Origin of the sequence: Parvibaculum sp. (assembly GCF_019635935.1) — a bacterium.
Classification (GTDB): Bacteria; Pseudomonadota; Alphaproteobacteria; order Parvibaculales; family Parvibaculaceae; genus Parvibaculum.
Map to the genome: position 1 here is coordinate 1,853,468 of NZ_JAHBYN010000001.1, position 17,883 is coordinate 1,871,350.

18 protein-coding genes and 1 pseudogene are annotated in these 17,883 nt (G+C 64.1%); 6 read left to right on the forward strand and 13 right to left on the reverse strand.

Going from position 1 to position 17,883, the window contains the following annotated elements:
* Positions 1-96: 96 nt before the first annotated feature.
* From KF719_RS09235 to KF719_RS09285, 11 genes are all read right to left on the reverse strand, one after another.
* Positions 97-1,119, reverse strand: coding sequence for an aspartate-semialdehyde dehydrogenase (locus KF719_RS09235; protein WP_293508427.1), 1,023 nt, complete (start codon positions 1,117-1,119; stop codon positions 97-99).
* A gap of 69 nt (positions 1,120-1,188) precedes the next feature.
* Positions 1,189-2,295, reverse strand: a complete 1,107-nt coding sequence (leuB, locus tag KF719_RS09240) for a 3-isopropylmalate dehydrogenase (RefSeq protein WP_293508428.1) — start codon at positions 2,293-2,295, stop codon at positions 1,189-1,191.
* Between the two features lie 22 nt (positions 2,296-2,317).
* Positions 2,318-2,923, reverse strand: coding sequence for a 3-isopropylmalate dehydratase small subunit (gene leuD, locus KF719_RS09245; protein ID WP_293508429.1), 606 nt, complete (start codon positions 2,921-2,923; stop codon positions 2,318-2,320).
* Entirely contained in the window at positions 2,923-4,338 is a 1,416-nt protein-coding gene (gene leuC, locus KF719_RS09250) for a 3-isopropylmalate dehydratase large subunit (protein ID WP_293508430.1), read from the reverse strand. The genes leuD and leuC overlap by 1 nt, the downstream gene beginning before the upstream one ends.
* 117 nt (positions 4,339-4,455) lie before the next feature.
* The gene (rplS, locus tag KF719_RS09255; RefSeq protein ID WP_293508431.1) at positions 4,456-4,848 is read right to left on the reverse strand and encodes a 50S ribosomal protein L19; all 393 of its coding nucleotides are present in this window, start codon (positions 4,846-4,848) and stop codon (positions 4,456-4,458) included.
* A 102-nt stretch (positions 4,849-4,950) separates the two neighbouring features.
* Complete coding sequence (gene trmD, locus KF719_RS09260; protein ID WP_293508432.1) at positions 4,951-5,661, reverse strand: tRNA (guanosine(37)-N1)-methyltransferase TrmD; 711 nt, start codon at positions 5,659-5,661, stop codon at positions 4,951-4,953.
* Complete coding sequence (rimM, locus tag KF719_RS09265) at positions 5,651-6,199, reverse strand: ribosome maturation factor RimM (RefSeq protein ID WP_293508433.1); 549 nt, start codon at positions 6,197-6,199, stop codon at positions 5,651-5,653. Before rimM ends, trmD begins: the two co-directional genes overlap by 11 nt.
* Before the next feature lie 21 nt (positions 6,200-6,220).
* Positions 6,221-6,649, reverse strand: coding sequence for a 30S ribosomal protein S16 (gene rpsP / locus KF719_RS09270; RefSeq protein ID WP_293508434.1), 429 nt, complete (start codon positions 6,647-6,649; stop codon positions 6,221-6,223).
* Positions 6,650-6,737: 88 nt separating this feature from the next.
* On the reverse strand, positions 6,738-8,252 hold the full coding sequence (ffh, locus tag KF719_RS09275) for a signal recognition particle protein (RefSeq protein WP_293508435.1): 1,515 nt from the start codon (positions 8,250-8,252) through the stop codon (positions 6,738-6,740).
* Between the two features lie 147 nt (positions 8,253-8,399).
* A complete protein-coding gene (locus KF719_RS09280) occupies positions 8,400-8,879 on the reverse strand; it encodes a CinA family protein (protein WP_293508436.1) in 480 nt (159 codons plus the stop codon).
* Complete coding sequence (locus KF719_RS09285; RefSeq protein WP_293508437.1) at positions 8,867-9,697, reverse strand: PIG-L family deacetylase; 831 nt, start codon at positions 9,695-9,697, stop codon at positions 8,867-8,869. The genes KF719_RS09280 and KF719_RS09285 overlap by 13 nt, the downstream gene beginning before the upstream one ends.
* Positions 9,698-9,780: 83 nt before the next feature.
* On the opposite strand from KF719_RS09285, the gene dapF reads away from it, so the two are divergent.
* From dapF to KF719_RS09310, 5 genes and pseudogenes are all read left to right on the forward strand, one after another.
* Positions 9,781-10,653, forward strand: a complete 873-nt coding sequence (gene dapF, locus KF719_RS09290) for a diaminopimelate epimerase (protein WP_363318012.1) — start codon at positions 9,781-9,783, stop codon at positions 10,651-10,653.
* Positions 10,650-11,915: a tRNA (N(6)-L-threonylcarbamoyladenosine(37)-C(2))-methylthiotransferase MtaB gene (gene mtaB, locus KF719_RS09295; protein WP_293508439.1), complete on the forward strand. Its 1,266-nt coding sequence runs from the start codon at positions 10,650-10,652 to the stop codon at positions 11,913-11,915. The genes dapF and mtaB overlap by 4 nt, the downstream gene beginning before the upstream one ends.
* Positions 11,916-11,938: 23 nt before the next feature.
* On the forward strand, positions 11,939-12,925 hold the full coding sequence (locus tag KF719_RS09300; protein WP_293508440.1) for a phosphoribosylaminoimidazolesuccinocarboxamide synthase: 987 nt from the start codon (positions 11,939-11,941) through the stop codon (positions 12,923-12,925).
* A gap of 28 nt (positions 12,926-12,953) precedes the next feature.
* Positions 12,954-13,892: pseudogene (gene ftsY / locus KF719_RS09305) on the forward strand (signal recognition particle-docking protein FtsY); the annotation flags it as partial.
* A 64-nt stretch (positions 13,893-13,956) separates the two neighbouring features.
* Positions 13,957-14,592, forward strand: a complete 636-nt coding sequence (locus KF719_RS09310) for a septation protein A (protein WP_293508441.1) — start codon at positions 13,957-13,959, stop codon at positions 14,590-14,592.
* Between the two features lie 6 nt (positions 14,593-14,598).
* Here the strand turns inward: KF719_RS09310 and KF719_RS09315 are convergent, their stop codons facing one another.
* On the reverse strand, positions 14,599-16,245 hold the full coding sequence (locus KF719_RS09315; protein ID WP_293508442.1) for an MFS transporter: 1,647 nt from the start codon (positions 16,243-16,245) through the stop codon (positions 14,599-14,601).
* A gap of 65 nt (positions 16,246-16,310) precedes the next feature.
* Positions 16,311-16,919, reverse strand: a complete 609-nt coding sequence (locus tag KF719_RS09320) for an NUDIX hydrolase (protein WP_293508443.1) — start codon at positions 16,917-16,919, stop codon at positions 16,311-16,313.
* A 407-nt stretch (positions 16,920-17,326) separates the two neighbouring features.
* Here KF719_RS09320 and KF719_RS09325 point away from each other — a divergent pair, with 407 nt between their 5' ends.
* A complete protein-coding gene (locus KF719_RS09325; RefSeq protein WP_293508444.1) occupies positions 17,327-17,881 on the forward strand; it encodes a MarR family winged helix-turn-helix transcriptional regulator in 555 nt (184 codons plus the stop codon).
* Positions 17,882-17,883 lie beyond the last annotated feature (2 nt).

The window sequence follows — 17,883 nt, forward strand, 5'->3', positions numbered from 1 at the left end:
GGGTTTATCGGGAGGTTAACGGGCGGCCGAGCCGCGATTTGCTTTGTACGCGGAATATCGCGCAGAGACTGGAACGCGCAATGCGGGACGCAACGCTCACGCGGCCTTCTTGAGGTGGCGAGCGCCCAGAATTTCGGCAATCTGGACCGCATTGAGCGCAGCGCCCTTCCTGAGATTGTCGGAGACGACCCAGATGTTGAGGCCGTTCTCGACGGTCGGGTCGACGCGGATGCGGCTGATATAGGTTGCATAGTCGCCGACGCATTCGATGGGCGTCACATAGCCGCCATCCTCGCGCTTGTCGACGACGAGACAGCCCGGCGCCTCGCGCAATATGTCGCGCGCCTCGTCGTCGGAGATCGGCCGTTCGAACTCGATGTTGACGGCTTCCGAATGGCCGACGAAAACCGGGACGCGCACGCAGGTGGCCGTGACTTTGATCTTCGGATCGAGGATCTTCTTGGTCTCGGCCATCATCTTCCATTCCTCCTTCGTCTGGCCGTCCTCCATGAAATCGTCGATATGGGGAATGACGTTGAAGGCGATCTGCTTGGTGAACTTGCCCTCATCGATGCTGTCGTTGACGAAGATCGCGCGCGTCTGACTGAACAGCTCGTCCATCGCTTCCTTGCCGGCGCCCGAGACCGACTGATAGGTCGCGACGACGACGCGGCGGATGCCGGCGGCGTCGTGCAGCGGCTTCAGCGCGACGACCATCTGCGCGGTCGAGCAATTGGGGTTGGCGATGATGTTCTTCTTCGCATAGCCGGCAATCGCCGATGCGTTGACTTCCGGCACGATCAGCGGCACGTCGGCGTCCATCCGCCAGCGCGACGAATTGTCGATGACGACGCAGCCCTTGGCCGCGATCTTCGGCGCCCATTCGCCCGACATCGTGCCCGACGTCGCCATCAGGCAGATGTCGGTGCCCTTGAAGTCGTAGGTGTCGAGGGCGCGAACCTTGAGGTCGCGGTCGCCAAAGGAAACCTCGGTGCCCTGACTGCGGCGCGAGGCGAGCGCCACCACTTCGTCGGCCGGAAATTCGCGCTCGGCGAGAATGTTGAGCATTTCGCGGCCGACATTGCCCGTGGCGCCGAGAACGGCAATCTTGTAGCCCATGATCGTTTTCCTTGTCTGGGGACCGCCTCGCCCGGAGCGGTCCTCCAACGGGTCAAGCGGCCGGCAATTTTATCCGTTCAGTTTGGCGAGCGCCGCGAGGATCGCGTCGCCCATTTCCCTGGTGCCGACTTTTTTCATGCCGGGCTGCATGATGTCGCCGGTGCGAAGCCCGTCGGCGAGCACGGTGTCGACCGCTTTTTCGAGGAGGTCGGCATCGGGCCCGAGTTCGAACGTGTAGCGCAGCGCCATCGCGAAAGAGAGGATCGACGCAATCGGGTTAGCCGCGCCCGTGCCGGCAATGTCGGGCGCGGAGCCGTGCACCGGCTCGTACATCGCGCAGGCCTTGCCGGACGCATCCTTTGCGCCGAGCGACGCCGAGGGCAGCATGCCGAGCGAGCCCGTCAGCATCGAGGCGATGTCGGAAAGCACGTCGCCAAAAAGATTGTCGGTGACGATCACGTCGAACTGCTTCGGGTTGCGCACCAGCTGCATCGCGCAATTGTCGGCCAGCATATGCTCGAGCTTGACGTCGGCGAACTTCTCCTTGTGAAGCTTCGAGACTTCCTCGTACCAGAGCACGCCCGACTTCATCACATTGCGCTTCTCGACCGACATGACGCGGTTGCCGCGCTTGCGCGCGAGATCGAAGGCGACTTCGGCGATGCGCCGAATTTCGTTCGTCGTATAGACCTGCGTGTCGACGCCGCGGCGCTCGCCGTTTCCGAGATCGGTGATTTCCTTCGGCTCGCCGAAATAGACGCCGCCGGTGAGTTCGCGCACGATCATGATGTCGAGGCCTTCGACGATCTCGCGCTTCAGCGACGACGCATCCGCCAGCGCCGCGAAGCAGAGCGCGGGGCGCAGGTTTGCGAAGAGTTCGAGATCCTTGCGCAACCGCAGCAGGCCCGCTTCCGGGCGGCCTTCATACGGCACATTATCCCATTTCGGCCCGCCGACCGCGCCGAGCATGACGGCGTCGGCGCGCTTCGCCTTTTCGACCGTTTCGTCGGTGACAGCGACGCCATGCGCGTCATAGCAGCAGCCGCCGACAAGCTCGTTTTCGATCTTCGCGTCGAACTTGCGGTTGTCGTTGAACCACTGGATCACGCGCTCGACTTCGCCCATGACTTCCGGGCCGATGCCGTCGCCGGCGACGATGAGAATATTCTTTGTCATTTATTTTTCTTCGTTTCGGGTGTCAGAGCCAGGGCTGCTCGGCTTCGAGTTTCTTTTCGAAACCGGCGATCGTCTCGACTTTTTGCAGCGTCAGGCCGACGCCGTCGAGACCGTTCAGCAGGCAATGTTTGCGGAAGGGGTCGATGTCGAACTGGATGACGCCGCCATCGGGGCCGCGAATTTCCTGTGCTTCGAGATCGACAGTGACGACGGCATTGCTCCCGCGCTCCGCGTCGTCCATCAGCTTGTCGACTTCCGATTGCGGAAGCACGATGGGCAGGATGCCGTTCTGGAAGCAGTTGTTGTAGAAGATGTCGGCGAAGCTCGTGGCGATGACGCAGCGGATGCCGAAATCCAAGAGCGCCCAGGGCGCGTGTTCGCGCGACGAACCGCAGCCGAAATTCTCGCCGGTCACAAGTATCTGCGCGTTGCGGTAGGCCGGCTGATTCAGCACGAAATCCGGCACTTCTTTCCCGTCATCGTCATAACGCATCTCGTCGAACAGGTTCTTGCCGAGCCCCGTGCGCTTGATCGTCTTCAGGAACTGCTTCGGGATGATCATGTCGGTATCGACATTGATGATCGGCAGCGGCGCCGCAACGCCCGTCAGCTTGTTGAACTTGTCCATCAGAATTCCCTCACATCGACGAAATGGCCCGCGAACGCCGCCGCCGCCGCCATCGCCGGCGAGACGAGATGCGTGCGGCCGCCGCGGCCCTGACGGCCCTCGAAATTGCGGTTCGACGTCGAGGCGCAGCGTTCGCCGGGCGCGAGCTTGTCGGCGTTCATCGCAAGGCACATCGAGCAGCCGGGCTCGCGCCATTCGAAGCCCGCTTCGAGAAAAATCTTGTCGAGACCTTCCTTCTCCGCCTGTTCTTTCACAAGGCCGGAACCGGGCACGACCATCGCATTGACCGTCGGCGCGACCTTGCGGCCGGCCTTGATCGCCTTTTCAGCAATGGCGGCGGCGGCGCGCAAATCTTCGATGCGGCCATTGGTGCAGGAACCGATGAAGACGCGGTCGATCTTGACGTCGACAATCGGCGTGCCGGGCGTGAGCCCCATATAGTCGAGCGCGCGGCGCATCGACGTCGCATGGGCTTCGTCGTGCACATCCTTCGGATCGGGAATGCGATCCGTGATCTTGATGACGTTTTCCGGGCTCGTGCCCCAGGTGATCAGCGGCGGCAGGTTGGCGATGTCGATGGTGATTTCCTTGTCGAACTTCGCGCCTTCGTCGGACGGCAGCGTCTTCCAGTATTCGACCGCCATCTCCCACGCCTTGCCTCTGGGCGCGCGCGGGCGGGTTTCGAGATAGGCATAGGTTTTTTCGTCGGGCGCAATCAGGCCGGCGCGCGCACCGCCCTCGATCGTCATGTTGCAGACGGTCATGCGGCCTTCCATCGAAAGATCGCGGATCGCCTCGCCCGCATATTCGATGACATAGCCGGTGCCGCCAGCGGTCCCGATCTCGCCGATGATCGCAAGCACGATGTCCTTGGCGGTGAAGCCCGCCGGCGCCTTGCCCACCACATTGATGCGCATGTTTTTGGCTTTGGACTGGATCAACGTCTGCGTCGCGAGCACATGCTCGACCTCGGACGTGCCGATGCCATGCGCGAGCGCGCCGAAGGCGCCATGCGTCGAGGTGTGGCTGTCGCCGCAGACGATCGTGGTGCCGGGCAGCGTAAAGCCCTGTTCCGGCCCGACGATATGCACGATGCCCTGACGGATGTCGGACATTTCGAGATATTCGACGCCGAAATCCTTCGCATTATGTTCGAGCGTCTCGACCTGGATGCGGCTTTCCTCATCCGCAATGCCCTTGGAACGGTCGGTCGTCGGCACGTTGTGGTCGGCGACGGCCAGCGTCTTTCGCGGCGCATGAACGGCGCGCTTCGCCATGCGCAGACCCTCGAAGGCCTGCGGGCTCGTCACTTCATGCACGAGATGCCGGTCGATATAGAGAAGGCCCGTGCCGTCTTCGGCCATCTCGACCAGATGCGCATCCCAGATCTTGTCGTACATGGTGCGGGGCGACATTTCGCTTTCCTCGTCGTTCGGAATTTTTGTTCAGTGTAGCCCATAACAAAAACGGGCCGGGGCCTTCAGGCGCCCTGCCCGCTTTTCGATACGGTTTCCGCGGGTTAGCGGAATAAATCAGGCGGCGCCGTTTTCCTGGCTGCGGGTCTTGTGGTCCTGTTTCTCGGTAATTCGGGCAGCCTTGCCGCGCAAGCCCCGCAGGTAATAAAGCTTCGCCCGGCGCACACGGCCCTTGCGCACGACCTTGATCGAGTCGACCAGCGGCCCGTAAAGCGGGAACACGCGCTCGACGCCCTCGCCGTAGGAAATCTTGCGGACGGTGAAGTTCTGGTTGATGCCGCCGCCGGCGCGGCCGATGCAGACGCCTTCATAGGCCTGCAGGCGCTCGCGCGTGCCTTCGACCACCTTCACATTGACCTGCAGCGTATCGCCGGGGGCAAAGTCGGGGATGGTCTTGCCGCTCGAAAGCGTGGCCATCTGCTCCTGATCGAGCTGCTCGATGATATTCATGGTCTCAAACCTCGGATATGAAGGCGTTCGGGCTGCAAAAGGGACAATCCCGGCCCGGAAGCGCGCTTCCGTAACACAAATTATGCCCCGTGGCGACTGCCATCAGGGTTTCTTCCGCAGAAAATCGTCCCAAAGATCGGGCCGTCTTTCCCGCGTCGTCCTTTCGGCCTCGGCACGGCGCCAGGCCTTGACCTTTTTGTGGTCGCCGGAGGTCAAAACCGGCGGAATCTCACGGCCCTCGAAGATCTGCGGCCTTGTATAGTGCGGGTACTCCAGAAGCCCGCTTTCGAAGCTTTCCTCGGTCCCCGAGGCGTCCTTGCCCATAACCCCCGGCAGCAGGCGGACAACCGCGTCGATCAGCGCGATGGCCGCCGGTTCGCCCCCGGAAAGGACGAAATCGCCGAGGCTGACCTCCTCGATGGCCCGGGCCTCGATGACCCGCTGGTCGAGCCCCTCGAAGCGCCCGCAAATCAGCGCCACGCCGGGCCCCGCCGCCAGTTCCCGGACCCGCGCCTGACGGAGCGGCCGCCCGCGCGGGCTGAGATAGATCAGCGGCCGCGGGTCGCCCGCCGGGTGGACCGCATCGATCGCCGCCGCCATCACATCGGCCCGCATCACCATGCCGGGCCCACCGCCCGACGGCGTGTCGTCGACCGAGCGGTGCCGGTCGACCGCAAAGTCGCGAATATCGACCGCCTCAAGCCGCCAGCGACCGGTTTCAAGCGCCCGGCCCGCAAGCGACAGGCCGAGCGGCCCCGGAAACATCTCCGGGAAGAGCGTCAGCACGGTTGCGGTCCAGGCGTCACGCACCATCGGGCTCCTCGCCGCCGCCATCGAACGTGCCGAGCGGCGGATCGATGACGATGCGCCCACCGGCAATATCGACTTGCAGCACATTGGCCTCGGTGAAGCCCATCAGTACCGTCGCCCCGCCATCCGCAGGCGCAATCTCGAGAAGATCGCCGGCGCCGAAATTATGTACGCCGGCGACCGTGCCGTAATCGTGGTCACCTACGCCGACGGCACGAAGCCCGACGAGATCGGCGTGATACCAGCCCTCGTCATCGCCCGCCGGCGGCAGCCTGTCGCGCGGCACATAAAGCTCGGTGCCGCGAAGCACCTCGGCCGCGTCGCGGTCGTCGATGCCGCCGAGCCGGCACAGCACCAGTTCCTTGACCATGCCCTTCGCCTCGATCGCGAAGTGCCGCGCGCCGTCGGCCGTTTCGACCGGACCGTAAGCCGCGACGCCTTCCGGCGCCTCGGTGAACGGCTTGACGCGGACAAGACCGCGCACGCCATGCGCGCCGACAACGACGCCGAGACAGACTTTGCGTTGCGAAGCCTCGACCATCGGCGCGCGCTGCAAAGCCGGTTAGGCCTGCGCCTCTTCGGCAGGCGCCTCGCCTTCGGCCGGTGCTTCGGCGGCAGGCTCTTCGGCCGGCGCCTTGGCGGCTTCGGCGGCCTCTTCGGCCGCGATGCGCGCCGCTTCGAGACGCTCCTGCGCCTTCGCCTTGGGCTTCGACTTTTCCGGGTTGTTGCGCGCCTTGCGCGTATATGCGCCCGCCTCGTCGAGGAAGCGCGCGACGCGGTCGGTCGGCAGCGCGCCGTGACCCAGCCAATGCTTGGCGCGCTCGATGTCGAGCACCAGGCGGTCCTTGTTGTCCTTCGGCAGCAGCGGATTGAACGTGCCGATCTTTTCGATGAAGCGGCCGTCGCGGGGCGAGCGCGTGTCGGCGACGACGACGCGGTAGAAGGGACGCTTCTTGGCACCGCCGCGGGCGAGCCTGATTTTCAGAGCCATCTTGTCTTGCCTTTCAGGTAGCCGGCGCGTAATGCGCCGGGATTAATATTTCGTCCGTACACAAACCGATGCGCGATGCGCACCGGCTCTATTTCTTTTTCTTTCCCGGCGGCAGGCCCGGAAGGCCGCCCCCGAAACCCGTGCCGGGAAGCCCCGGCAAACCGCTCATGCCGCCAAGACCGCGCGGCAACCCGCCGCCCGGCGGCAACAACTTTTCGAGCGCCTTCGGATCCGACGCCATTTCGGGCGGCATTTCCGGCGCGCCGCCGCCGAAGAGTTTCGACAACATGCCGCCCTTCTGGCGACCCATCGCCTTCATCATGTCGGCCATCTGGCGATGCAGCTTCAACAGGCGGTTGATCTCCTGCACCTCGGTGCCGGAGCCGCGCGCGATGCGCTTCTTGCGGCTGGCGTTGAGCACTTTCGGATTGCGCCGTTCGTCTTTCGTCATCGACGAAATGATCGCCGCCTGACGCTTGACGACACCGTCGTCCATATGCGCGTTGGCGGCCTGCATCTGCGCCTTGCCGACACCGGGCAGCATGCCGAGTACGCCCTTCATGCCGCCCATGCGTTTCATCTGTGCAAGCTGTTCGGCCATGTCGTCGAGGTCGAACTGACCCTTCCGCATTTTCTCGGCCATCTTGTTGGCCTTGTCGGCATCGATGGTCTCGGCGGCTTTTTCAACGAGGCTGACGACATCGCCCATGCCGAGAATGCGGCCGGCGACACGGTCGGCGCGGAAATCTTCCAGCGCGTCCATTTTTTCGCCGGTGCCCAGCACCTTGATCGGAACGCCGGTGACGGCGCGCATCGAAAGCGCCGCGCCGCCGCGTCCGTCGCCGTCGACGCGCGTCAGAACGATGCCGGTGACGCCGACGCGGGCCTTGAAGGATTCGGCGACATTGACCGCGTCCTGACCGGTCAGGCTGTCGGCGACGAGCAGCGTTTCGTGCGGATCGGTCGCGTCGCGCACCTGCGCGACCTCGGCCATCAGATCCTCGTCGACATGAATGCGGCCGGCCGTGTCGAGCATCAGCACGTCGTAGCCGCCGAGACGCGCCGCTTCCATGGCACGCTTCGCGATCTGCACCGGCTGCTGGCCGGCGACAATGGGGAGCGTCGAAACGCCGGTCTGCTCGCCGAGGATTTTCAACTGCTCCTGCGCGGCCGGGCGGCGCGTGTCGAGCGAGGCCATCAGCACGCGGCGCTTGTCGCGCTCGCTCATGCGTTTGGCGATCTTGGCGGTCGAGGTGGTTTTGCCCGAGCCCTGCAAGCCCACCATCATGATGACGACAGGCGCGGCGGCGCGCAGCGAGATCGCAGTGTCGGCCTCGGTGCCGCCCAGCATCTCGACCAGCTCGTCGTGAACGATCTTGATGACCTGCTGGCCGGGCGTGACCGACTTCAGCACTTCCTGGCCGACGGCGCGGGCGCGCACCTTGTCGACGAAAGACTTGGCGACCGGGAGCGCGACATCGGCCTCGAGCAGCGCCCGCCGCACCTCGCGCATGGCTTCGTCGACATCCTTCTCGCTCAGGGCGCCGCGGCCCTTGAGCTTGGAAAGAACATCGCCGAAGCGGCCTGTCAGGTTCTCGAACACTTCTAGGTCAAGTCCTTGTCGCACAAAGCAAAATCGCTTCCGCGAGCGAACATCGCCGGCGGAAGTTGACCCGGGCTCCATGCCTCGGGCGGGTCGGGGCGCAACAATGTCCCGAAAATCTGGCCGGAACCTAGGGGGCGAAGGTCCTCAAGTCAACGATTTCAGCAGCAACTGGAGCGCCGCAGCGCCAAAAGCCCGCATATTGGCGGCGCGGTCGGCCGAGCCGGTGCTGACCGTGATCGCGGCGGGGCGCGGACCGGCAAGGCCGATCACGGCCGTGCCCGGCGGCGGACCGTAGGGCGAGCCGGAGGGACCGGAGGCCCCCATTTCAGCCAGCGCCCATGTCGATCCGAGCTTCTGCCTCGCCACCTCCGCCATTGCCGCCACATAGGGCTCCGTCAGCGGCTTGAGGTCGGGCGCCGGCGGACCCTTGAGGTCGTAAAGCGCCCTGGCTGCGCCGCGCGTATAGATGACGGTGCTCCCGAGATAAAAGGCCGAGGCGCCGGGCTGCGCGACCAGCGCCGCCGAGACGAGGCCGCCCATCGAGCTCTCCGACAGGGCGAGGGTTTCGCCGCGCTTTTTGAGCCGTTCCGCGACTTCCGCCGCGAGCGGGATCAGTTTTTCCATTGGCCGGTCTCCAGATCGCGCACCGCGTAGAACTCCTTGTCCCAGATCATGTAGAGAAGCCGCGTCGGCATCTTGTAGGCCTTCGCCACGTAGTTGGCCTGGGCAGCATGAATTTGCCAGCCGCGCACCTTCGAGGCCATGTTGCCGGGCGTCGAATGGGTGGGAAGCGGCTGGTTCTCGGCGACGAATTTGCCCGTCCGGCGGCCAAGCTTCAGCAGCGAGCGCCGGGGGATCAGCGGATAGGCAACGAAGCGCGGCGCCGCGCCGCCATCCGCCCGCAACCGCTCGATCGCCTGCTCGGCAACAAGCCCCATGCGCATGTGATCCTTGTGGCCGGTCGCCCCGCTGGCGGGCCAGAAGGCGACGACGAGATCGGGCCGGTAGCGCTTGATGGCATCGGCGACACGGGCAATGAGTTCATCGGCCGGAATATCCGGCAAACCGCCATCGGGGTAGTCCCAGACTTCCTGATCGTCGATGCCGAGCGCAAAGCCGTTTTTCAGCGCCTCCGCCTTGCGGATGATGCCGAGCTCGGACTGGCGGCAGACAACCGGCGACTGGGTGCCGGCATCGCCGGGCGTGGCCGTCACCATGGAGAGATAGGCGCCCTCCGCCTTGGCCGAGGTGAGGAGCCCGTTGATGAGCTGCTCGTCGTCGGGATGGGCGAAAACGGCGAGAATCCGCTTCGCGCCGACATCGCCGGCAACCGAACGGACGCGCCGGGCGGCGGGATCGTCGAAGAATGTGCGATAGCGGAAAAAGACGGCGGCCGCCGCCAGCAGGGCCAGTCCCGCCGCGATCCCCATAACCCAAAGCATCCGCCCCTCCCTCGCCGCTTCTTTCCCCAATCTACTGGCATAAGAGGACAAAAAGCGCCATATATCCGGACATTATGACCGGCATGACGCATCATTTCCTGAAGATGAACGGGCTCGGCAACGACTTCGTCGTGCTGGACCTGCGCCGCGAGCCATTGGTGCTGACGGATCAGATCGCGCGCGCCATTGCCGACCGCGAAACCGGCATCGGCTGCGACCAGCTCATCACCATCGAACATCCCCGCCATGGCGGCGACGCCTTCATGGGCATCCGCAACAGCGATGGCGGCGCCGTGGAAGCCTGCGGCAACGCGGCACGCTGCATCGGCAGGCTCATTCTCGACGAGACCGGCAAGGACGCGGTAATCATCGAAACGCCGGCCGGCGACACGGTCGCGACACGCGCCGGGGACGACCGGATCACCGTTGACATGGGCGCGCCGCGCCTGAAGTGGGACGAGATCCCGCTGTCGGAGGAATTTCAGGATACGCGCGCTATCGAACTCGAGATCGGACCGCTCGGCGCGCCGATCATGCATTCGCCGGGCGTCGTCAATGTCGGCAATCCGCATGCGATCTTCTTCGTCGAGGATGTCGACGCGATCGACCTCGCGCGGTCGGGGCCGATGCTCGAAAATCATCCACTTTTTCCCGAACGCGCCAACATCTCGGTCGCGCAGGTGCTGTCGCCGACCCATATCCGCTTGCGCACCTGGGAACGCGGCGCCGGCCTGACACGCGCCTGCGGCACGGCCGCCTGCGCGGCAACCGTTGCCGCCGTGCGCCGCCGCAAGACCGAACGCAAGATCACGGTGTCGTTGCCGGGCGGCGACCTGACCGTCGAATGGCTGCCCGACACCGACAAGGGCTATGGCCATATCCTGATGACGGGCGATGCGATGCTCGACCGTGAAGGGACGCTGGACCCGCGCCTGCTTTCGGGTGTGGCCGCATGACGAAGCGCACCGACATCGTCACCTTCGGTTGCCGCCTCAACGCCTACGAGTCGGAAGTGATGCGCGGCCATGCCGATGCTGCAGGGCTGGAAGGCGCCATCGTTTTCAACACCTGCGCGGTGACGGCCGAAGCCGAACGGCAGGCGCGGCAAGCGATCCGCAAGGCGCGCCGCGAAAACCCCGATGCGCGCATCATCGTCACCGGCTGCGCCGCACAGGTGAACCCGGATCAGTTTGCCGAAATGCCCGAAGTCGATCTGGTGATTGGCAATGCGGAAAAGATGAACGCGGCAAGCTGGCAACCGGCGCTGGCGCTACATGCCAATGAACGCATCCGCGTCAACGACATCATGTCGGTGACCGAAACCGCCGGGCACCTGATCGGCGGGCTCGAAGGCCGGGCGCGCGCTTTCGTGCAGGTGCAGAACGGCTGCGACCATCGCTGCACCTTCTGCATCATTCCTTACGGCCGCGGACCCTCGCGCAGCGTCGCCGCGGGCGAGATTGTCGCCGAAGTCCGAAAGCTCGTCGAGAACGGCTACCGCGAAGTCGTGCTGACCGGCGTCGACATCACCTCCTATGGCGGCGACCTGCCGGGACGCCCGAGCCTCGGCAATCTGGCGCGGCGCATCCTGAAGCTGGTGCCGGAACTCGAACGCCTGCGTCTGTCTTCAATCGACTCGATCGAGGCCGACGACGACCTGATGCGCCTGATCGCCGACGAAGAGCGGCTGATGCCGCATCTGCATCTTTCGCTGCAATCGGGCGATGACATGATCCTGAAGCGGATGAAGCGCCGTCATCTGCGCGACGATTCGATCCGCTTCTGCGGCGAGGCGCGGCGGTTGCGCCCCGACATCGTCTTCGGCGCCGACTTCATCGCCGGCTTCCCGACCGAAACGGACGGGATGTTTGCAAACACGATGCGCCTCGTCGACGAATGCGGACTGACATGGCTGCATGTTTTCCCCTTCAGTCCGCGCCCCGGCACGCCTGCCGCGAAGATGCCGCAGGTTTCCCGCGAAGTGGCAAAGGCACGCGCCGAGCAATTGCGCATCAAAGGCGCCGCCCGCGTTCGCGCGCATCTCGACACCGGCCTCGGCGCGACGAAACCGGTGCTGATGGAGACGCCGACGACCGGCCGCACCCACCAGTTCACGCCGGTGCGTCTTGCCGACAGCGCCGCGACAGCCGGCGAAATATTGCCGTTGCGCCTTGCCGCCCATGACGGGCAAAGCTTCGAAGGGTTGCGCGCGGCGTGAAGCGCGGCGGCGAAAGTGGATTGATGGACATCGAGACATTGAAATCGCGGGGCGCGGCGGACCAGATATTGGCCGATGCGACGATCCCGGAACTGCCGAACCATTATCGCGGCAAGGTGCGCGACAATTACGATCTGCCCGACGGGCGGCGGATCATTGTCGCCAGCGACCGCCTGAGCGCCTTCGACCGGATTCTGGCGGCGATCCCCTACAAGGGTCAGGTGCTGACGCAGACGGCGCGCTTCTGGTTCGAGGCGACCGCCGACATTTGCCCCAACCATGTCCTCGACTACCCCGATCCGAATGTCGTGATCGGCAAACGTCTCGACATCCTGCCGGTCGAGATTGTCGTGCGCGACTATCTGGCCGGCAGCACCGGCACCTCGGTGCTGACGCTCTACAAAGCGGGCAAGCGGGAAATGTACGGCGTAACCTTGCCGGACGGGTTGCGCGCCAACGCAAAGCTGCCGCAAACGATCATCACGCCGACCAGCAAGGCCTTCGACGGCGCGCATGACGAGCCGCTGACGCCGGAGGAGATTGTCGGCAAGGGGCTTCTAACGGCCGCGCAATGGCAGACATTGTCGGACTATGCGCTGGCACTGTTCGCCCGCGGGCGAGAGATCGCGGCGACGCGCGGGCTGATCCTGGTCGACACCAAATATGAGTTCGGCACCGACGCGGATGGCCGCATCGTGCTGGCCGATGAAATCCACACGCCCGACAGCAGCCGCTATTGGCTCGCGAAGAGCTATGAAGCACGGCTGGCGGCGGGCGAGCCGCCGGAGAGTTTCGACAAGGATTTCGTGCGCAACTGGGTCGCCGCGCGTTGCGATCCCTATAACGACCCGATTCCGGAAATTCCCGAAGACCTCGTGCTGGAAACGGCGGCCGTCTATATTCGCGCCTTCGAGACGATCACGGGACGAAAATTCGAGTTCCCGCCGCAAGGCGAAGCGCCGCTGGCGCGCATCAGGCGCAACCTCGCGTCCTGCTTCCAGACCGCATGAGCGAACCCGCATGAGCGAAAGCGACACCGGCACAGAGACAGGCGAAAAGAAGAAGTCCCTCTTCCGGCGCATGAAGGAAGGGCTCGCGCGCTCGACGCGAACGCTCTCCGACGGCATCACCGGCATCTTCACGAAAAGAAAGCTCGACGCCGCAACGCTGGACGAGCTTGAGGAACTGCTGATCGCCGCCGATCTCGGCCTCGACGCGGCCGCCGCCATCGCGGAGGCCGTCGGCAAGGATCGTCACGACAAGGAAATCACGCCGGAGGAAATCCGCCGCCTCGTCGCCGATGAAATTGCGCAAGTGCTGAAGCCGGTCGAAAGGCCGCTGGCGATCGATACGACGAAGAAGCCCTTCGTGATCCTGATGGCGGGCGTCAACGGCGCCGGCAAGACGACGACCATCGGCAAGATCGGGGCGAAGTTGAAGGCCGAAGGCAAGTCGGTGATGCTGGCGGCGGGCGACACCTTCCGCGCCGCCGCCGTCGAGCAGTTGAAAGTCTGGGGAACGCGCATCGGCGCGCCGGTTTGTTCGACGAAGATCGGCGGCGATGCGGCGGGCCTTGCCTATGAAGCGCTGGCCCGCGCGAAGGAAGAGGGCACCGACGTGTTGATGATCGACACGGCCGGGCGCCTGCAGAACAAGGCCGATCTGATGGCCGAGCTCGAAAAGGTGATCCGCGTGATGCGGAAGCTCGATCCGGAATGCCCGCATGCGACGCTGCTGGTGCTCGATGCGACGACCGGCCAGAACGCGCTCAATCAGGTCGAAATCTTCGGGCAGACGGCCGGCGTCACCGGCCTCGTGATGACCAAGCTCGACGGCACGGCGCGGGGCGGCATTTTGGTCGCCATCGCAAAACGCTTCGGCCTGCCCGTGCATCTGGTCGGTATCGGCGAGGGGATCGACGACCTGCAGGATTTCGATGCGGAAGCCTTTGCGAAGGCCATCACCGGCGCAAGTTGATCCGGCAGCGCTTCTCATGCGTAAATAGAACCGTCGGCAAAAAACGGCCGCGAACGGACGGAAGATGAGCGATACCAGCACTGAAAAAACACATGCGGGCATGTCGGCCTCGCAATGGACCCGCATGGCGATCGAGCTCGGGCCGTTGGTGGTCTTCTTCCTGATGAACGCGCAGGCCGACCGGGTCTTCGGCAATCCCGAAGCGCAGAATATCTTCTACGCGACCGGCGCCTTCATGGTCGCGACCGTGATCTCGCTCTCCTATTCCTACGTGAAGTTCCGCCGCGTACCGACCATGCCGCTGGTTTCGGGCATCTTCATCATGGTGTTCGGCGCATTGACGCTGTGGCTGCAGGATGACGAATTCATCAAGCTGAAGCCGACCATCGTCAACGCGCTGTTCGCGGCCGCCCTGCTTGGCGCCGCCGCGATGGGCCGGCCGGTGATGAAGCAGCTTTTCGACGGCGCCTTCGACCTCACCGACAAGGGCTGGATGGTGCTGACGGTACGCTGGGGCCTGTTCTTTATTTTTCTTGGGCTGGTCAACGAAGTGGTCTGGCGCAATTTCTCGACCGACTTCTGGGTCAGCTTCAAACTCTTCGGCGTGATGCCGATGACGCTGGTCTTCGGCATGGCGCAAATACCGGTACTGACCAAATATGCGCGCGGACCCGACCCGGATGCGCAGCCCGCCGAATAATCCTTCTCACGGGTGAATGCTGCGGTCTTTCGTTTCCGGCACGAAGATCATGCCGACGACAAATGTGATCGCTGCGATGATGACCGGATACCAGAGCCCCGAATAGATGTTGCCGCTCGCCGCGACGATGGCAAAGGCGACCGTCGGCAGAAAGCCACCGAACCATCCATTGCCGACGTGATAGGGGAGCGACAGCGACGTGTAGCGAATGCGCGTCGGGAAAAGTTCCACCAGCATCGCGGCGATGGGGCCGTAAACCATCGTCACATAAAGAACCAGCACGAAGAGAACCAGCACGACCATTGGTGTGTTGATGGCGTCGGGATCGGCGGACGCCGGGTAGCCGGCTTGCGCCAGCGCATCCGACAAAGCCGCATCGAATGCCGCCCGGGCCGAGCCGTCTTCATCGCCCGTCGCATCGAACGAGGCGACATGAATGTCGCCGACCGCGATATAGGCTGTCGCGCCGGCCTCGGCGCGTCTGTTGCTGTAGGGTATGCCGCGCCGGGCCAGCGCGCTTTTCGCGACATCGCAGGAGGTCGTGAAGGCGGCGGTGCCGACGGGGTTGAACTGGAACGAACATTCGCGCGCATCGGCGACGGTGACGACCGGCGACATGCGTTGCGCTTCCTCAAGCGCCGGGTTGGCGAAGTATGTCAAAGCGGAGAAGAGCGGGAAGTACGTCAACGCAGCCAGCAGGCAGCCCGCCATGATGATCGGCTTGCGTCCGATACGGTCGGACAACGCGCCGAAAACGACGAAGAACGGCACACCGAGCAACAGCGCCACGCCGATCAGGATGTTGGCCATCTGTCCATCGACCTTCAGCACCTGCGTCAGGAAGAACAGCGCGTAGAACTGGCCCGTGTACCAGACGACTGCCTGCCCGGCGGTCAGGCCGATCAGTGCGATCAGCACAATCTTCAGGTTGCGCCACTCGCCGAAGCTCTCCTTCAGCGGCGCTTTCGACAATGTGCCCTCTTCCTTCATCTTCTGGAACAGCGGCGACTCGTTGAGCTTCAGCCGGATCCAGACCGAAATGCCGAGAAGCACGATCGACAGCAGGAAAGGAATGCGCCAGCCCCAGCTTTCGAAGCTTTCCTTGTCCATCGACAGGCGGCAGGTGAGGATGACAAGCAGCGACAGGAAGAGCCCGAGCGTCGCCGTCGTCTGGATCCATGCCGTATAGCTTCCGCGCTTCGCATGCGGCGCATGCTCGGCGACATAGATCGCCGCCCCGCCATATTCCCCGCCAAGCGCCAGCCCCTGCAGCAGGCGCAGCCCGATCAGGATCGCCGGCGCGGCAAAGCCGATCGTCGCATAATTGGGCAGCAGGCCGACGATGAACGTCGCCACGCCCATGATGACGATCGTGATCAGAAACGTGTACTTACGGCCGACGAGGTCGCCGAGCCGCCCGAAGAAAATGGCGCCGAAGGGCCTGACGGCAAAGCCGGCGGCAAAGGCCAGCAGCGCGAAGATGAAGCCCGCCGTCGGGTTGACGCCCGAAAAGAACTGCACCGAGATGATCGCGGCGAGCGATCCGTAGAGGTAGAAATCGTACCACTCGAAAACCGTTCCGAGCGACGAGGCGAAAATCACCCGCCGCTCCTCGCGCGTCATACGCCCGTTACCCGCCGCCGCTTCAGCCATGCCCCGATCCCGTGTTCCGCGCCCCGGTTTTATGGCGAGAGAATGCCGCGAATGGCGCCGCTGCGCTAGCGGGGCCGCCGCGGAAACAGATTCCCCGTTTCGCCTTCCGGATTGGAGAATGGCATGATCGAGGGCTGACCTTCGATCGACCGGTATTGCGTCAACGCCCAGTGGACGCTGGGGAAAGCAAGTTCTTCCCACGGAATTTCGTCCCAGGAGAAGAGCGCGACCTCCAGGCTTTCCTCGCCCGCCGAAAAGGACGGGTCGGCAAGCTCGGCGCGGTACATCAACTGCACCTGCGCGATGCGCGGGATCGAATAGACGGCGAGCAGATCCTTCAGCACGATCTCCGCATTGGCCTCTTCCCGCGCCTCGCGCCGCGCACCTTCCTCCGCCGTTTCACCTTGTTCCATAAATCCGGCGGGCAGCGTCCAGAAGCCTTTGCGTGGCTCGATGGCGCGGCGGCACATCAGGATGCGGCCTTCAAACGACACAACCGAGCCGACCACTACCTTCGGGTTCACATAATGGATGAAGCCGCAGCGGTCGCAGATATCGCGCGGCAAATTGTCCCCGGTTGGTACGCGGCGGCTGAATGCCGGATCGTGTTCGGCGCCGGGTTCTCGCGGCGCCGGGACGCTGTCCGAACCGCCCATTTTCGTCAAATTCGTCATATTGCAACTCTTTGATCCGCCTACGGAAGTAAGCTTTGTTGGGCCCGCGCCCGCCATTCGGGTGGAAAATTTTCGAAACCTGTCGCTCCGCCAGACCGCGGACGGCGCCGACCGTCCGCGCACAGACCTATCGCCGTTTTCGAATTTTCTTCTTTTTTCATGGCCCGGTTCCTCTTGCAAGACAGGGCCTTGCGGGTGCATATGAAGATAGTGCGGCGCGCCCGGCAATGCCACAAAGCAGCGGGCGGCGCGCCCGAACCGTTTTCTCCATGCGGCGGGAGACCCGTCCGACCGGAAACATCCCGCCCGGAAAAATTCCGCAAGGACCGGAACCCGCGAAATTCAACCCCCCGATATTCGGATACACGCGTATCGAATAGCTCCACAGGACACCAGAGGACAGACGAATGGCAGCCAGAAAGTCGACCGGAAGTTTCGATCTCGAGAGCTCATTGAGCCATCTGCTGCGTCGCGCGCAGCAATTCGCCTACGACCAGTTCGTTCAGCAGATGGGCGGAAACGCGCTGACGCCGCGTCAGTTCATCGTGCTGTTTGCGGTCGAGGAAGAAGAAGGCCTGAGCCAGACCGATCTCGTCAACCGCACCGGCATCGACCGTTCGACGCTGGCCGACATGATCAGCCGCATGATCAAGAACGGTCTTCTTGCCCGCCGCCGCACCGCCGAAGACGCGCGCGCCAACGCCGTCCGCCTTACCGCCGCCGGCCGCCGCGCGCTGAAAGGCGCGATGCCCAAGGCGCTCGCCGCCGAGAGGGCGCTGCTCGAAGCGCTGCCGAAATCCGTGCAGTCGGATCTGTTGAAGGCGCTCGGCCACCTCAACAGCGCCATCGAAGGCATGAAAGCGGAAGAAGCGGAGCCGAAGAAGCCGGCAAAGCGCGCCACCCGCAAGCCCGCCCGAAAGACGGCGGCAAAAAAGCCGGCCGCCCGCCGCAAGAAGAGCTGAAC

Excerpts from the sequence above, each read along its gene's own strand:
- KF719_RS09235 (WP_293508427.1), bottom strand. The coding sequence starts at position 1,119 with ATGGGCTACAAGATTGCCGTTCTCGGCGCCACGGGCAATGTCGGCCGC.
- KF719_RS09300 (WP_293508440.1), top strand. The coding sequence starts at position 11,939 with ATGGACATCGAGACATTGAAATCGCGGGGCGCGGCGGACCAGATATTG.
- rpsP (WP_293508434.1), bottom strand. The coding sequence starts at position 6,649 with ATGGCTCTGAAAATCAGGCTCGCCCGCGGCGGTGCCAAGAAGCGTCCC.
- mtaB (WP_293508439.1), top strand. The coding sequence starts at position 10,650 with ATGACGAAGCGCACCGACATCGTCACCTTCGGTTGCCGCCTCAACGCC.
- trmD (WP_293508432.1), bottom strand. The coding sequence starts at position 5,661 with ATGGTGCGTGACGCCTGGACCGCAACCGTGCTGACGCTCTTCCCGGAG.
- leuD (WP_293508429.1), bottom strand. The coding sequence starts at position 2,923 with ATGGACAAGTTCAACAAGCTGACGGGCGTTGCGGCGCCGCTGCCGATC.
- leuB (WP_293508428.1), bottom strand. The coding sequence starts at position 2,295 with ATGACAAAGAATATTCTCATCGTCGCCGGCGACGGCATCGGCCCGGAA.
- KF719_RS09320 (WP_293508443.1), bottom strand. The coding sequence starts at position 16,919 with ATGACGAATTTGACGAAAATGGGCGGTTCGGACAGCGTCCCGGCGCCG.
- leuC (WP_293508430.1), bottom strand. The coding sequence starts at position 4,338 with ATGTCGCCCCGCACCATGTACGACAAGATCTGGGATGCGCATCTGGTC.
- rimM (WP_293508433.1), bottom strand. The coding sequence starts at position 6,199 with ATGGTCGAGGCTTCGCAACGCAAAGTCTGTCTCGGCGTCGTTGTCGGC.
- KF719_RS09315 (WP_293508442.1), bottom strand. The coding sequence starts at position 16,245 with ATGGCTGAAGCGGCGGCGGGTAACGGGCGTATGACGCGCGAGGAGCGG.
- rplS (WP_293508431.1), bottom strand. The coding sequence starts at position 4,848 with ATGAATATCATCGAGCAGCTCGATCAGGAGCAGATGGCCACGCTTTCG.
- KF719_RS09310 (WP_293508441.1), top strand. The coding sequence starts at position 13,957 with ATGAGCGATACCAGCACTGAAAAAACACATGCGGGCATGTCGGCCTCG.
- KF719_RS09285 (WP_293508437.1), bottom strand. The coding sequence starts at position 9,697 with ATGCTTTGGGTTATGGGGATCGCGGCGGGACTGGCCCTGCTGGCGGCG.
- KF719_RS09325 (WP_293508444.1), top strand. The coding sequence starts at position 17,327 with ATGGCAGCCAGAAAGTCGACCGGAAGTTTCGATCTCGAGAGCTCATTG.
- KF719_RS09280 (WP_293508436.1), bottom strand. The coding sequence starts at position 8,879 with ATGGAAAAACTGATCCCGCTCGCGGCGGAAGTCGCGGAACGGCTCAAA.
- dapF (WP_363318012.1), top strand. The coding sequence starts at position 9,781 with ATGACGCATCATTTCCTGAAGATGAACGGGCTCGGCAACGACTTCGTC.